This window comes from Gemmobacter nanjingensis, from assembly GCF_014652195.1.
Lineage (GTDB): Bacteria > Pseudomonadota > Alphaproteobacteria > Rhodobacterales > Rhodobacteraceae > Gemmobacter > Gemmobacter caeni.
Genome location: NZ_BMYI01000005.1, coordinates 178,388 through 190,877, shown reverse-complemented (window position 1 = coordinate 190,877; position 12,490 = coordinate 178,388). Strand labels below are relative to the sequence as shown.

Sequence of the window (12,490 nt, the reverse complement as noted above, 5' to 3'; positions counted from 1 at the left end):
ACGCTGGCAGCGGCCGTCACCGCCGCCCGCGCCGCGCTGATCACCGATCTGCCGGGGCAGAGCATGATCTACCTGGCGAAAGAGGCGGAGGCCCGCGCCTGGATGGCCGATCCCACACCGGACCCCGCCGCCTATCCGCTGCTCTCGGCCGAGCTGGGCATCACCGCCCCCGATGGCGCCAGCCTCGCGCAGATCTGGCTCAACCTCGCCACCCTCTGGCGCAGCACCGCCGCCGATCTGGAGGCCCTCCGCCTCACCGCCAGCGCCGCAATCGATGCCGCGACGACGGTTGAGGAGGTCGGCGCGGCGATGAGCCAGCTTGTTCAGGTTCAGGGGTGAGGAGACGGTCGTCAGGTTCCGGCTAGGGCGCCGTCAGGAAATGGGTGGCACAAAATTTTCACCGACAAAGCTGACACCCCATTCCGACAAAGCTGGCGCCGCGCAACAGGGACAGCCTCGTCCTCTTCCTGCGCGGTAGCGGGGATCACATAGCCGCCTTTCAGCCAGCGACCGAGATCGATATCGGCACAGCGCTTGCTGCAGAAGGGGCGGTACTTTTCTTCCGCAGCCTTGCCGCAGATCGGGCAGCTCATGCCCGATCCTCCAGCAGGGTGGCCAGCGGCGCGCGGTCGCGTTTGCGCACCAGTTCGAACAGACCCAGCGTGGTCCATCCGGAGAGACTGGTCTCGGCCGCCTCACCCTTGAATGCCGCGCGCAACACCTGTTCCAGAACGGCACGGTCCTTCTTCGGCATCGGCGCGAAATCGACCACGACCTGCCCGCCAAAGCCGCGCAGACGCAACTGGCGCGGCAAATCACGCGCGGCGGCCACATTGGCCTTCAGCGCAGCTGCGGGCGAGGTATCGGGGCCGGTGTTCACATCCACCGCCACCAGCGCACGGGTCGGCTCGATATACATATGCGCGCCAGCAGGCAGCGCAACGCGGGGGGTCAGCGCGCGGTCCAGCATCTCCGCCACGCCATGCGACCCGAAACTGCCTGCGTTGTCGTCAAAATCATCCGGAACCGGATCGCACCAGTCGCGCCACGCGGTTTCATGCGCGGTCGCGCCCTCGACCAGAAGCTCGGGCTGGCCGTCAACATCAGACAGCACCGCAACGGCAAGCTCGCGCATCGCGAGAATGTCCTCGGCGATCTCGGCCTCGTCAGCGCCTTCGCAGGCGGAGCGCAGGATCAGCCCGAGGTCACGGGGGGCGCCCTCCATCCCCGCCTGCGCCAGCGCGTCGAGGTCGGCACGCAGATCCTCGTCGCGGATGCGACGGCTGATGTTCAGCCCCGGTGCGCCGGGGGTAATGATCGCGTAGCGGCTTTTAAAGAGCAGGCGCGCCGCTACGGGCACCGCCTTGCCCGGCTCCGCCGTGCCCGACACCTGCACCAGCAGCGGCTGGCCAGGCGCGAGACCCGACACCTGCCGCAGGAACCCCGAACGGCCATCCGGCAGGCGCAGGAACACCCCGCCCTGCCCTTTCACCGGCCGGTCGACGATGCCACGATAGATGGCACCGGGCAGCGGTGTATCATCTGCCGGGTCGATAAGGAAATCCTCAAGCTGACCATCGACGATCAGCGCCGCCGCCTCGCGGTCGCCAATCCGGTCCAGCGCGATCGTGCGGCCTTTCATGCCGTCTCTCCATAAAGGGGGTAGCCCGCAGCGGCCAGCAGCGCGGCGGTTTCCGCGACTGGCAGGCCGACCACGCCAGTGAACGAGCCGGATATCCACGGGATGAAGGCACCGGCGAGGCCCTGAATGGCATACCCCCCCGCCTTGCCCTGCCATTCACCCGAGGCGAGATAGCTGTTCAGTTCGACATCCGAGAGGCGCTTCATCTTCACATCGGTCACGACCTCGCGCGACCAGAGCCGCGCCCCGCGCCGCACCGCGACAGCGGTGATCACCTGATGACGACGCCCGCCCAGAAGGGTCAGGAAAGCCGCCGCCTCACCCGCATCCGCAGGCTTGCCGAGGATACGGCGCCCCAAAGCCACGGTCGTATCAGCGCAAAGCACGATGTCATCGGGGTCTGCCGCCACCGCAGCCGCCTTTTCGCGGGCCAGACGCGCGCAATAGGGGCGCGGTAGTTCGCGGGGTTTCGGGTCTTCGTCGATGTCAGGGGGCAGAATCGCGTCAGGCACGACACCAAGCTGCGCCAGAAGATCTTTCCGGCGCGGGCTGGCAGAACCGAGGATCAGCTTCACTTGAAGCGATAGTTGATGCGGCCCTTCGACAGGTCGTAAGGGGTCATTTCCACCTGCACCTTGTCGCCTGCCAGAACACGGATGCGGTTCTTGCGCATCTTGCCTGCCATCGTCGCGATCAGTTCATGGCCGTTTTCCAGCTCGACCTTGAACGTCGCATTGGGCAGGAGTTCCTTCACGACGCCGGGGAATTCGAGCAGTTCTTCCTTGGCCATGGTCACTCCAAATAGGTATCGCCCGCGATCCGTGCGCAGGCATGGGCGCTAGATGCGCCTCTTTCCCCTGATTTTCAAGGGGGGAAATGGAGTGCACCTGAAACTAGGCGCGCTGGACGCCCTGTTCAACCCTTTGATCCTGTTCGGCCCAATGCAGGCTGTTGAGCACACCGCCATTGCGCCGCACTTCGGTCACCGCATCCAGCGAGACCTCGGCGAAGGCCCAGCCGGGTTCATTGAGCGGGGTTTGCGCGAAGATGCCATCTTCGGGAAAGCCGATGTCGGGCGGGCCGTAGATAGCGGCGGAGCCGACATTCTCGTCCACCGCCGGGCAGAAATCGCACAGGCCCACGGTGGGGGAATGGACGACAATGCATTGGTTTTCCAGCGCCCGCGCCATGGCACCGACCTTGACGCGGGTGAAGCCCCGGAACGTGTCGGTGCAGGAGGGCGCCAGCAGGATTTCGGCCCCTGCCTCAACCAGAGCACGCGACAGCAGGGGAAATTCGCTGTCATAACAGATGACCACACCGATGCGGCCCAGCGGCGTATCAAACAGAGCCAGCCCCTGCCCCGGATCGACGAACCATGTTTCACGCTCGAAGCGCGTCATGATCTGTTTGTCCTGATGGCCGAGGATGCCCGAAGGCCCATAGAAAGTGGCACGGTTCACCGGGCGCGGCTGGCCAGGCAGGAACACCGGGCCGGAAGCGCCGAGGATATGCAGCCCGTGCTGCGCCGCCAGATCGGCATGCAGCGCATCGACCTGCGGCTTCCAGCGGGCGACCTCGTGCAGGCAGGCCTCCAGATCCGCAGCGACGTCGCGGCCGCCAAGGCTGCCCAGTTCCATCGCCCCATATTCAGGAAAGACCAGAAGCTGCGCTCCTTCAGCCGCGGCCCGCGCCACCCATTCCGTGACCTTGGCGGCATAGGCATCAAAGCTGGCAAAGAAATCCAGCGGATAAGCGGCGGCGGCGATCTTCATGGTCTCTCTTTCCTGTCGGAGGAAGGCGTCAGAGCGCCCGCATCCAGAATTGCAGCGGCTTGCGGCTTTCTTCGGTATCACCGACATCCTTCCACGAAAATGCGGCAAGGGCACCCGGCAACGGCGCATAGCCGCGCTTCGTCCAGAAGGCGTCATTGGTACGGAAGGCAACCGGCCGCATCGGATGATCGTCCGGCCGCTTTACCGAACAGAAGGCCACATGGCTGCGGCCAAGCTGGCGGGCATGGGCCTCGCGTGCATCGAAGAAAGCATGTCCCAGCCCCTGCCCGCGCCAGGCGGGCAACAGCACCGATTCCGCGCAATAGAAAATCTGCTCCAGCGGCACGCCCGCCCCGGCCAGCGCCGCGCCGAAATCCCCGGCGTGATCCTCCATCGGCGTGCCGGTCGAGGCGCCGACCAGCCGCGCACCATCGAAGGCCCCCACCAGAATGGCACCAGGGCTGTCGCGATAGGTTTGCAGGTAATCGCGCTCATACTCCAGCGAGCCGTCATACAGATACGGCCAGTCGCGGAACACGGTGATCCGCAACCGCGCCACATCGTCCAGCGCCGCATCCAGTGCGGCGCCGGTCAGAACGCGAACCTCGGTCATGCCGAAACCTGTGCGATCCAGTCGTTCAGGTTGTAGAAGGTGGTCACCCGCGAAATCTTGCCATCCCGCAGGTCGAAGAAGGCACCTGCGGGCAGGATGTATTTCTGGCCTTTGGCCTCGGGCAGGCCCGGATCGGTTTGCAGATATTCGCCATGCACCGTGAACTCGGCCGCGCCACGGGTGCCTGCCTCGTTCACGAAGATTTCCATGTCCTTCAGCTCTTCCCGGTAGCTGACACCCATATGCGAGCAGAACTCGGCGAATTTTTCCATACCGCGGCGGATACCGCCCTCATTCACGCGGTGTTCGATGTCATCGGTCAGGCAGGCCATCATGCCTTCGGGGTTCGCTGCATTGAAGGCGGCGTAATAGGCTTCGATCGTGGCGCGGCTCATCTTGGCTCTCCGGTTGGTCCTGTGATTTTCGGCGCAGCCTGCACCGAAACTCCGGCCGCGCCAATGCCCAGCCGGACCTCCCACAGCGCTTTTGCGACACCGCGCCAGGCATGTTCACAGCAGCGTGAGATGAAAGTGAACGTTCACTCACGTCGAATAATGAGCGCGAAAAATGTGGCCTAATCGCCGCCGCTCAATCCGCCTATCTCCACTGCATGAGAGGCGACGCCGCTCAGACAAACACTCAACCAACGGAGATCGTTATGAAAACCCTCGCAACTGCCCTGACTGCCGCCCTTGTTCTGGGTGGTGCCGCCTATGCCGCCGACAGCAACGAACGTGGTGCTTCGCTGTCCGTTTCGACCAAGAATGTGACCAAAGTCGAAACCACCGCCGGCGAACTTTACTCGACCCGCGATCTGATCGGCTACCGCGTTTCCGCCGACACTCCGGTCAGCGTGACGCTGATCCCGTCGAGCGGCCAGGTTGATCGCCCCAGCCGGAACGACTGATCCGATGCGGCGGGAAACAGGGCGCCTGTGGTAACACGGGCGCCCTTGCCTACTCCAACAGCCACCACCGTCAATCTGGCATTTTGTGCATACGCGCACAGAAGCACGCCGCCAGCCGCGTCACATTCCTGTTTCAATTTCCCCGGCCAATCCCCATCTCTCCGTCCATTGAAGGCCGCTGCTGCGGCACACACTGGATCGGACCCCCGATGGATACCGCTGTACTGCAAACTTACCTTCATATCGTGGATGAGGGCAGTTTCGCCGCCGCCGCCCGCCGCATGGGAATATCGAAAAGCCTGTGCAGCAAGTATATTTCTGATCTGGAAGACAGCCTTGGCACACGGTTGCTGACCCGCTCCACCCGGTCGGTGCGACCCACCCCCGTCGGGCGCGAATATTACCAGAAAATCCGCGATGTCATGGGCCAGCTTCAGGCTGCCAATGAAAGCGTCAAACGGCTGTCCGCCCATCCCAGCGGCCCTCTGCGCATCGGATCGCCGGTGTCTTACACACTCAAGGTGCTTGGCCCGCATATCATGCGCTTTATCGAGGCGCATCCCGACATCCAACTGGAGGCGGTGCTGGACGACCGCCACAGCGATGTGATCAGCGAGGGCTTCGATGCCGTCATCCGCATCGGTGAACTGGGCGATTCCAGCCTCTATGCCCGCCGCCTGCATTCGGCGCGCATCCTTGTCGTGGCCTCACCCGACTATCTGACCGAACACGGCACACCCGAACGGCCGGAGGATCTTCTGGCCCATCGCTGCCTGCATTATTCCAACCTGCGCGGCGCCGGAACCTGGCCCTTCCGCGATGGCTCCGAGACACTTTATCAGAAGATCCAGCCCGCCTTTTCCACCAACAGCGCCGAGATGATGCGCGCGGCGGTGCTGGAAGGGCGCGGCGTGGCCCTGCTGCCCGAGTTCATGATCGAGGAGGAACTGCGCAGCGGCACACTGGTGCCGGTGCTGGCCCGCTTCGCCCTGCCCGACCTGCCGGTCAATCTGGTCTATCCCTCGCGCAAGAACATGACGGCAGCGCTGAAAGCGTTTCTGGATTTCACCGCCGGGCTGAAGCTGGAGGGGTGAAATCCTGCGCGCCCGGCTCGCTTGGCGGACCGAACCGCGCCACCATGCGGTCGCGGATCATGTCCCGCGCCTGACGATAGGCGGCCAGCTTTGCCTCGCGTGTATCGCCGATGGCGGTCGGGTCCACGATGGGCCAGAACTCGACATCCAGATGAAAGAACCGCGTCAGCGTCAGCGCCATACGCTGACTGGCCGGGGAAAGTGCGACGATCAGGTCGAACTGCGACAGGTCATCCCCCCATTCCTGCATTTCCTCGAAGGAGCGCGAACGGTGGCGACTGAGTTCAATCCCCATCTCCTTGCAGACCGCAACGGAAAAGCCGTCGATCTCCATATCATTGCGCACCCCGGCGGATTGCACATAGGCGCGCTGCCCATAGAGCTTTTTCATCAGCCCCTCGGCCATGGGCGAGCGCACGGCATTATGATCGCAGCAGAACAGAACCGAAGAGGGAAAGCTGCCGCTCAAGATTACCCCCAGTGCAGGACGCAGATCAGGGTGAACAGGCGGCGGGCCGTCGCGGTATCGACATCGGCCTTGCCTTCCAGGCGTTCCTGCAACACGCGGGCGCCCTCGTTGTGGATGCCGCGGCGCGCCATGTCGATCGCCTCGATCTGGCTCGGCGGCAGGCGCTTCACCGCGTCGAAATAGCTTTCGCAGATCTGGAAGTAATCCTTCACCACCTGCCGGAACGGCCCGAGGCTCAGGTGAAACTCACCGATCTTCGCTTCGTTCTCGGTGGCGATGTCGAACACCAGACGGCCATCGCGGATCGCCAGCGCCAGCCGGTAGGGACCGGGCGGCACATCGCGCCCGTCCCGCACCGGCAGGCCGAAGCTGTTTTCCTCCAGAAGATCGAACACCGCGACACGGCGTTCCTGCTCGATGGCGGGGGTGGCGGCTTTCAGGCCGCTTTCGTCGATCTCGATATGGCAGATGCGGTTCGTCATGGTCGGTCCTGAGAAGGCTTGGACCGTGATGCCCGAGACGGCCCTTCGGTTCAAGGTTGAACTGCCCGGGCCCGGCCCGGTACCGCCCGGATCAGCCGTTCAGCCGGTCCAGACGTGCCCGCACCGACAGGCCATGAGCCTGAAGGCTTTCGGATTGCGCCAGCCGCTCCGCCGCCGGACCGATGGCCGCCAGCGCCTCGGGTGTCATGCGGGCAATGGTCGTGCGTTTGACGAAATCCAGCACCGACAGGCCCGACGAAAACCGCGCCGACCGGGCGGTGGGCAGAACGTGATTCGGGCCTCCGACGTAATCGCCGATGGCCTCGGGCGTCCAGTGGCCAAGAAAGATGGCTCCGGCGTGAGTGATTTTCCGGCTCAGCGCCTCCGCGTCCGCCACGCAAAGCTCAAGATGCTCCGGCGCCACGCGATTGGACAGCGCCGCCGCCTCGTCCAGATCGCGGGTCACGATGACCGCGCCGAAGTCGCGCCAGCTTGCACCCGCGATCTCGCGCCGCTCCAGCACCTGAAGCTGCCGCTCAACCGCTTCGGTCACAGCGCGGGCAAGAACCGCATCCGGTGTCACCAGAATGGCCTGTGCGGATTGATCATGCTCCGCCTGGCTGAGCAGATCGAGCGCGATCCAGTCGGGATCGCCGCCCGCATCCGCAATCACCAGAATCTCGGACGGCCCGGCGATCATGTCGATGCCAACCTTGCCGAACACCCGGCGCTTTGCAGCGGCCACGAAGGCATTGCCAGGGCCGGTGATCTTGTCGACCGGCTGAATCGTCGCCGTGCCATTGCGATACACCTTATCCACCCCGGCCAGCTGCGCCGCCAGAAGGACCAGCGGGTTGACCGCCCCGCCCGGTGTCGGGCAGGCGATGACCAGCCGTTCAACGCCCGCGACCTTGGCCGGAATCGCATTCATCAGCACCGACGAGGGATAGGAGGCAAGCCCGCCCGGTACATAAAGGCCCGCCGCCGAAACCGGCGTCCAGCGCCAGCCCAAAGTCGCCCCGCTGGCATCCTGCCATTCCGCATCCTCGGGCATCTGGCGGCTGTGATAGGCGCGGATACGGTCCGCCGCCAATTCCAGCGCCGCACGATCCTCGGGCGAAACCCTGGTGATTTCAGCAGCCATTTCCTCTGCCGAGAAGGCGAGCGTTTCGGGTGTCAGCTCCAGCCGGTCGAATTTCGCGGTCAGGTCGATCACCGCCGCATCCCCGCGCGCGCGTACATCCGCGATGATCCCCGCGACCGTTACATCGACATCGGGGCTGTCCTCGCGCTTCATGCCCAGGAGGGCGGTGAAGGCGGTTTCGAAACCGGCATCGGCGGTATTGAGGAACTGAGGCATGGGGCGGCTCCGCGTGAATCTGACGAAGCCTTAGCCTGCACCGCGCGACGCCTCAAGCCGGGGGCAGGAAAATGGCGGCTCTGCCCCCGCTGTTGTATTTCCTTACACCTGATACACGGTTTCAAAATATCTGATACCAGGTGAGACCAGCCGAAATTTGCCGGGATCAGGTTTCTTTTGCCGTCGTTAGCTGTCGTCAGGTGTCGCTGTCTGTCGCGGGTTTCTGGTGAAGGTGGCGGTTTTTCTGCCACCAGTCGCTCAGGCTGGACCGGCTGACCCAGAGGTCGGGCGGGAAGTTGAGGGTGATGAGGGCGCTGATTGCGCTGAGCGAATGGCGTTCGATGTGGTCCAGCACGAAGGCGCGCAAGGCTGCATTCCGGTCGATCCTTGAGGCACGCGCGCTCATACGAGTCGCCCCTCCTTGAGCCATTTCCTGACCGACTGGTCGGTAACGCGCAACTGTCGCGCGATATTGGCGGCGGACTGCCCCTTCCAAGACAGATAGGCGGCCAGCCATCGCTTCGCGAGAGGCACACGCCTCTGCAACCGATGGGCATTTGCCCCAAGCATCCGCGCCTTTTCGGGGCCGACCAGCGCTTCAAGCTGGGAGCGGCCCTTGGGATCAACCGAAAGGGCCAGTTTGGCGCCACCGAAAGTCAACAGGAACTCGACGGCGAGGTCTATTCCAGAATATTGACATAGGGTGCGACCTGCGCGGTGGGGCGCGGCGAAGGGGGACCAAGCGGGTTCATCTGTCACTCTTCCGGTGGGGGATAGCATCCCTCTGGCCGGGATACATTCCGGCCAGAGGAGAGGCCGTGCGGGCCGTCATCCGCACGGCTTCCGATACGGTCCCTGCACGGCCCGTATCGGAATGGCTCAGTCCGCGAGCGATCCGGGCTTGAGGCCGAGTTGCGCGCAGATTGCCGCTTCTTCGCCGATCACGGCGCTGCCCCGCGGCGTGATTTCGATATGCGGGATGGGGCGTGTCAGATGCGCCCAAGGTGCGGGCGATTTGGCAAGGAAGGTGTCGAAGCTCGCCGGGTCTTCCATGCAGAGCGCCGTGGCCCATTCTCGCATGGCCGGGGTGATATAGCCCTCTCTGAAGGCCCACTCCACCTTCCGCGAGGCCTCCTCTTCGCGCATTGTGGCAATCCGGCCATTCCGGTCCGCAAGCAGATCCTGCACCGCCCCGATGGGAACGAAACGGGCGGGGTTCGGGCGGTCGGAATTCAGGCGCTTCGGGGCCTTAACCTTGCCCGAGGTCAGCGCGGCCAAAAGCGTGGTCAGAATCGCCGCCGCATCGCTTTCAGGGGACATCCCCAGTGCCTCGGCCAGCTTGGGCAGAAGTTCTGCAGGCGCTTCCTTTGCGGAGCTCTTCGGCGCTGTGTCATTCTTGTCGGGGGCAGCCATATCGAGTTCCTCACTCGCAAATGCTGTCAGGTAGAGATTGGGGTTGTGAACAAGGCCAGCCCCCTTGAGTCGAGAAACCTGCCTTGTGAGCCGGTTGAACAGAAAGGACGGGCTGAGATAGCGGTATTCGCGCCGCGCGATCATCTCGCGCGCCGTGGCCGTCCATTCGACACGCCCCCAGAGGCCACTTTCCTCCGCCCGCAACTCCTTGATCCATCCCGCAGCCGGAACAGGGCCATTCGTGACCGGCCGGTCGTTCTGATGTTCGTAGTCGATGGGCAGATCGACGCCCCGCGACTGGAAATCACGCATCAGCGCTTGCGGGTCGGGCAGTTCGAACTGGCGGCCGTCACGGGTCATCATGCGGCCAGCCGGGAAGAGGTGAACCCATTCACCGCAAGGGCAACGGCCAGGGCTACCGGCTGCACCGATTTGCCCGGCGTGGCCCCCGGCGCATGGCCTGCATGGGCGCCCAGAAACTCTGGCCGGTCGTCGATCACGCGGGAAAGAGTGGCAAAAGTGCGCTCTGCGATCTTGGCTTTCGCGTTCTTCGGGATTGCGAACTTTGTCTCGATACCAAGGTGATAGCAGACGCCAAGCGGCTTTACGCCCGGCTTCGCAGCACCTTTGCCGCGCCATTTGCAATCCGCGCCGCCCGCGACCAGATGCCCGGCAAAGGCCGAACCGTTGTCAGTATACAGCCTGTCAAAGATGCTGTGTTCACGGCAAACGTTGCGGATCAACCTCGCCGTCGCCACCGCGTTTTCGGATGCGGCCAACTCATAGCCAAGCACATAGTTCGACGCCACGTCGATCAAGGCCAGCATCACCGGCCGGACCGGCTTGCCATCCCCGAAATCCACCCAGAAATCTTGCGTCCGGCCATCCAGAGAAACCCATTCCAGTGACCGTATCGTCGTCTTGTCGCGCCGGATCGGCTGGGCCAGACGCTTGATAGCCTCTTCGGTGCCATGACGCGCGGCCAGCTTTTCGGCCTCGGGCATGGCATCCCAGCGCTGCCAGACCGTGATATACTTCGGCCATGCCCAACCGCGCCTTGCTGCCACGTCGCGCACATCGCGCCATGCCTGCTTGAGCGGAAAATGCGGCCCGGCATCCCGGATCGTCGTCAGGAAATACGCCCAAGCCTCGGCCGAAAATTCGGCGGGCGGTTTGCCCATGCGGCTATGAGACGGAAGCAGCGCAGGCGCGAAATTCACCGGATCGACCCCGGCAACAGTGCGCAAGATGCGTCGCAGTGTCATCTTGTCGGTCCCATCCACACCGAATTTGGCACGCGCCTGATCGGCCAGTTCCGAGGTCAGGCCCCGCCCTTCGGACGCCCCGCCAGCAGTCAGATACCGGGCAATCTCGGCCTTGCGCAGCGCCGTTGCCTGCATCACAGGCGTTGCCGCAGCAAAACGATCATGGGCCGCGTCGTCATATTCCCCGGCAAGCAGGCCCGCCGCTTCGATTTGGCGAGCCTCCCATGAGCGGCGCTCGGGCTCTGGAAGATGCAGAATGTTCACAAGCTCTGGCTTGCGGCCATCCGACTCGCGAATCGTAGTCGGAACATTCAATTTGCTCATCCATCGGGATGCGGCGCTTCGGTCCTGCGGAATTCTACCTAGTCCAAGAATGCTGACGATTCCGACAACCGGACCAACGCTTGCGGGAGCGATTAATGAGGAGCGATCAGGGTTGGCTGACCTTATCATTCACGCGGCACCCCCCGTGAACCGGGCTTTGATCGGACGAGCCTTCAGACCGAGATCGACAGCGATTCGATGACTGACTCCATGGCGGCAAGCAAGCTGTCCTTGCAAAACAGCGTAGACAGTGCGGGGCTTGTAGCCCCGGCTTTCCGCCCATGCTCTGATCGAAATGCCCTCAGCGATGAACTGTTTGCGGACAACCTCAATATCCATGAGGATCTGATGGCATTCCGATCTCTGTCCCATGGGCGCATCCTGTGTTACACGTTAGCGAAACACTGATAGAGGTATGTCACGATAGTGAAACAATGAGAGCTATCGGTGAGCGCCTGCGAGAGGTCCGAGGTGAGCGGACCCTCGCTGAATTCACACAACGCCTTGGCCTCGCCCGGACAACGTGGTCCAACTACGAAGCGGGCCGTCGTCTTCCCAGCCATGAGGTCATGCAACTCCTGGAACGGGTCGAAGGCGTGCCTCCCGACCGCATCCTGCCTTCCGCAGAACTCACCAGGACCGTTCTCTCCAGAGGAAGCGATGACTGGTGGAGCTACATCCCTGTGTTGTGGCTTTTCTCAAGACTTAAGGGCGCGCGCCCTTTTGCCTCTGATTCCGATGAACTGATATGGTGGGCGGAGCATCTGCCAGCCCTTGCTGACGAGTTTGCTCACAGGACATTTGAGTTGGCAGAGAAGCGCGACCTGTCTCTAGATGATGCCGCCCACCAAGTCTGCGCATACTTGCAAGCAAGGACGCCTGACGAACTATTTCAATTCGTCGACAGCAAAGAATAGATCGTGGATCGTGGGCAAAATTGCCCACGACTTCGAAATAGGCCCCATTGATTTCATTGAATATTTTCTGCGCCAGCAGAACGCGATACCGTCCACCTCCGCCCAAACGGCCCCGATAGTATCAAACCTATTGAAAAATCCACCCCATAACCTATTGAAAACAAAGGGCCGAAAAATCGGCCAGTATCAAACCTTTTGAAAGCCGTCACCCGCGTCTGCGGCGCTCCCC

General features: G+C 63.2%; 18 protein-coding genes and 1 pseudogene. 4 read left to right on the top strand and 15 right to left on the bottom strand.

The annotated features are described in order from the left end of the window. Nucleotides 1-339 (top strand): annotated as a pseudogene (locus IE126_RS11105) (hypothetical protein); the annotation flags it as partial. A gap of 11 nt (nucleotides 340-350) precedes the next feature. On the opposite strand, the gene IE126_RS11100 reads toward IE126_RS11105, so the two are convergent. From IE126_RS11100 to IE126_RS11070, 7 genes are all read right to left on the bottom strand, one after another. Then, nucleotides 351-593, bottom strand: coding sequence for a DNA gyrase inhibitor YacG (locus IE126_RS11100; RefSeq protein ID WP_189380987.1), 243 nt, complete (start codon nucleotides 591-593; stop codon nucleotides 351-353). Beyond that, on the bottom strand, nucleotides 590-1,642 hold the full coding sequence (locus IE126_RS11095; RefSeq protein ID WP_054301517.1) for a ribonuclease E/G: 1,053 nt from the start codon (nucleotides 1,640-1,642) through the stop codon (nucleotides 590-592). The genes IE126_RS11100 and IE126_RS11095 overlap by 4 nt, the downstream gene beginning before the upstream one ends. Then, nucleotides 1,639-2,217 carry a Maf family protein gene (locus tag IE126_RS11090; RefSeq protein ID WP_054301516.1) on the bottom strand — a complete coding sequence of 193 codons (579 nt, stop codon included), beginning with the start codon at nucleotides 2,215-2,217 and terminating at the stop codon, nucleotides 1,639-1,641. Before IE126_RS11090 ends, IE126_RS11095 begins: the two co-directional genes overlap by 4 nt. Beyond that, nucleotides 2,214-2,432 (bottom strand): translation initiation factor IF-1, encoded by a 219-nt coding sequence (infA, locus tag IE126_RS11085; RefSeq protein WP_054301515.1) that lies wholly within the window; start codon nucleotides 2,430-2,432, stop codon nucleotides 2,214-2,216. Before infA ends, IE126_RS11090 begins: the two co-directional genes overlap by 4 nt. A gap of 103 nt (nucleotides 2,433-2,535) precedes the next feature. Continuing rightward, nucleotides 2,536-3,417: a carbon-nitrogen hydrolase family protein gene (locus tag IE126_RS11080; RefSeq protein ID WP_189380986.1), complete on the bottom strand. Its 882-nt coding sequence runs from the start codon at nucleotides 3,415-3,417 to the stop codon at nucleotides 2,536-2,538. Between the two features lie 28 nt (nucleotides 3,418-3,445). Then, nucleotides 3,446-4,030: a GNAT family N-acetyltransferase gene (locus tag IE126_RS11075; protein WP_054301513.1), complete on the bottom strand. Its 585-nt coding sequence runs from the start codon at nucleotides 4,028-4,030 to the stop codon at nucleotides 3,446-3,448. Continuing rightward, nucleotides 4,027-4,425, bottom strand: coding sequence for a nuclear transport factor 2 family protein (locus IE126_RS11070; RefSeq protein ID WP_189380985.1), 399 nt, complete (start codon nucleotides 4,423-4,425; stop codon nucleotides 4,027-4,029). Before IE126_RS11070 ends, IE126_RS11075 begins: the two co-directional genes overlap by 4 nt. A gap of 263 nt (nucleotides 4,426-4,688) precedes the next feature. Here IE126_RS11070 and IE126_RS11065 point away from each other — a divergent pair, with 263 nt between their 5' ends. Both IE126_RS11065 and IE126_RS11060 read left to right on the top strand, forming a co-directional pair. Then, nucleotides 4,689-4,937 (top strand): hypothetical protein, encoded by a 249-nt coding sequence (locus tag IE126_RS11065; RefSeq protein WP_054301511.1) that lies wholly within the window; start codon nucleotides 4,689-4,691, stop codon nucleotides 4,935-4,937. A 209-nt stretch (nucleotides 4,938-5,146) separates the two neighbouring features. Next, nucleotides 5,147-6,031, top strand: coding sequence for a LysR family transcriptional regulator (locus IE126_RS11060; protein WP_054301510.1), 885 nt, complete (start codon nucleotides 5,147-5,149; stop codon nucleotides 6,029-6,031). Here the strand turns inward: IE126_RS11060 and IE126_RS11055 are convergent. The 8 genes from IE126_RS11055 to IE126_RS11020 form a co-directional block, all read right to left on the bottom strand. Continuing rightward, nucleotides 6,003-6,437: an arsenate-mycothiol transferase ArsC gene (locus IE126_RS11055; protein WP_229825420.1), complete on the bottom strand. Its 435-nt coding sequence runs from the start codon at nucleotides 6,435-6,437 to the stop codon at nucleotides 6,003-6,005. The genes IE126_RS11060 and IE126_RS11055 overlap by 29 nt on opposite strands. Nucleotides 6,438-6,502: 65 nt before the next feature. After that, entirely contained in the window at nucleotides 6,503-6,982 is a 480-nt protein-coding gene (locus IE126_RS11050; RefSeq protein WP_054301508.1) for a UPF0262 family protein, read from the bottom strand. Between the two features lie 91 nt (nucleotides 6,983-7,073). Next, nucleotides 7,074-8,342, bottom strand: a complete 1,269-nt coding sequence (gene hisD / locus IE126_RS11045) for a histidinol dehydrogenase (RefSeq protein WP_189380984.1) — start codon at nucleotides 8,340-8,342, stop codon at nucleotides 7,074-7,076. Between the two features lie 196 nt (nucleotides 8,343-8,538). Beyond that, entirely contained in the window at nucleotides 8,539-8,748 is a 210-nt protein-coding gene (locus IE126_RS11040) for a hypothetical protein (RefSeq protein WP_054301506.1), read from the bottom strand. After that, entirely contained in the window at nucleotides 8,745-9,002 is a 258-nt protein-coding gene (locus IE126_RS11035) for a helix-turn-helix domain-containing protein (RefSeq protein ID WP_145693584.1), read from the bottom strand. The genes IE126_RS11040 and IE126_RS11035 overlap by 4 nt, the downstream gene beginning before the upstream one ends. A gap of 219 nt (nucleotides 9,003-9,221) precedes the next feature. After that, the gene (locus tag IE126_RS11030) at nucleotides 9,222-10,118 is read right to left on the bottom strand and encodes a phage protease (protein WP_108128909.1); all 897 of its coding nucleotides are present in this window, start codon (nucleotides 10,116-10,118) and stop codon (nucleotides 9,222-9,224) included. Next, nucleotides 10,115-11,344, bottom strand: coding sequence for a transposase domain-containing protein (locus IE126_RS11025; protein ID WP_189380983.1), 1,230 nt, complete (start codon nucleotides 11,342-11,344; stop codon nucleotides 10,115-10,117). The genes IE126_RS11030 and IE126_RS11025 overlap by 4 nt, the downstream gene beginning before the upstream one ends. Nucleotides 11,345-11,473: 129 nt before the next feature. Further along, on the bottom strand, nucleotides 11,474-11,716 hold the full coding sequence (locus IE126_RS11020) for a DNA-binding protein (protein WP_199750661.1): 243 nt from the start codon (nucleotides 11,714-11,716) through the stop codon (nucleotides 11,474-11,476). A gap of 62 nt (nucleotides 11,717-11,778) precedes the next feature. On the opposite strand from IE126_RS11020, the gene IE126_RS11015 reads away from it, so the two are divergent. Further along, nucleotides 11,779-12,261 carry a helix-turn-helix domain-containing protein gene (locus IE126_RS11015; RefSeq protein ID WP_189380982.1) on the top strand — a complete coding sequence of 161 codons (483 nt, stop codon included), beginning with the start codon at nucleotides 11,779-11,781 and terminating at the stop codon, nucleotides 12,259-12,261. Nucleotides 12,262-12,490 lie beyond the last annotated feature (229 nt).

Bases quoted from the DNA above. Each gene is read 5' to 3' on its own strand.
- IE126_RS11100 (WP_189380987.1), bottom strand. From the start codon at position 593: ATGAGCTGCCCGATCTGCGGCAAGGCTGCGGAAGAAAAGTACCGCCCC.
- IE126_RS11095 (WP_054301517.1), bottom strand. From the start codon at position 1,642: ATGAAAGGCCGCACGATCGCGCTGGACCGGATTGGCGACCGCGAGGCG.
- infA (WP_054301515.1), bottom strand. From the start codon at position 2,432: ATGGCCAAGGAAGAACTGCTCGAATTCCCCGGCGTCGTGAAGGAACTC.
- IE126_RS11080 (WP_189380986.1), bottom strand. From the start codon at position 3,417: ATGAAGATCGCCGCCGCCGCTTATCCGCTGGATTTCTTTGCCAGCTTT.
- IE126_RS11075 (WP_054301513.1), bottom strand. From the start codon at position 4,030: ATGACCGAGGTTCGCGTTCTGACCGGCGCCGCACTGGATGCGGCGCTG.
- IE126_RS11070 (WP_189380985.1), bottom strand. From the start codon at position 4,425: ATGAGCCGCGCCACGATCGAAGCCTATTACGCCGCCTTCAATGCAGCG.
- IE126_RS11065 (WP_054301511.1), top strand. From the start codon at position 4,689: ATGAAAACCCTCGCAACTGCCCTGACTGCCGCCCTTGTTCTGGGTGGT.
- IE126_RS11060 (WP_054301510.1), top strand. From the start codon at position 5,147: ATGGATACCGCTGTACTGCAAACTTACCTTCATATCGTGGATGAGGGC.
- IE126_RS11055 (WP_229825420.1), bottom strand. From the start codon at position 6,437: ATGGCCGAGGGGCTGATGAAAAAGCTCTATGGGCAGCGCGCCTATGTG.
- IE126_RS11050 (WP_054301508.1), bottom strand. From the start codon at position 6,982: ATGACGAACCGCATCTGCCATATCGAGATCGACGAAAGCGGCCTGAAA.
- hisD (WP_189380984.1), bottom strand. From the start codon at position 8,342: ATGCCTCAGTTCCTCAATACCGCCGATGCCGGTTTCGAAACCGCCTTC.
- IE126_RS11040 (WP_054301506.1), bottom strand. From the start codon at position 8,748: ATGAGCGCGCGTGCCTCAAGGATCGACCGGAATGCAGCCTTGCGCGCC.
- IE126_RS11030 (WP_108128909.1), bottom strand. From the start codon at position 10,118: ATGATGACCCGTGACGGCCGCCAGTTCGAACTGCCCGACCCGCAAGCG.
- IE126_RS11025 (WP_189380983.1), bottom strand. From the start codon at position 11,344: ATGAGCAAATTGAATGTTCCGACTACGATTCGCGAGTCGGATGGCCGC.
- IE126_RS11020 (WP_199750661.1), bottom strand. From the start codon at position 11,716: ATGGGACAGAGATCGGAATGCCATCAGATCCTCATGGATATTGAGGTT.
- IE126_RS11015 (WP_189380982.1), top strand. From the start codon at position 11,779: ATGAGAGCTATCGGTGAGCGCCTGCGAGAGGTCCGAGGTGAGCGGACC.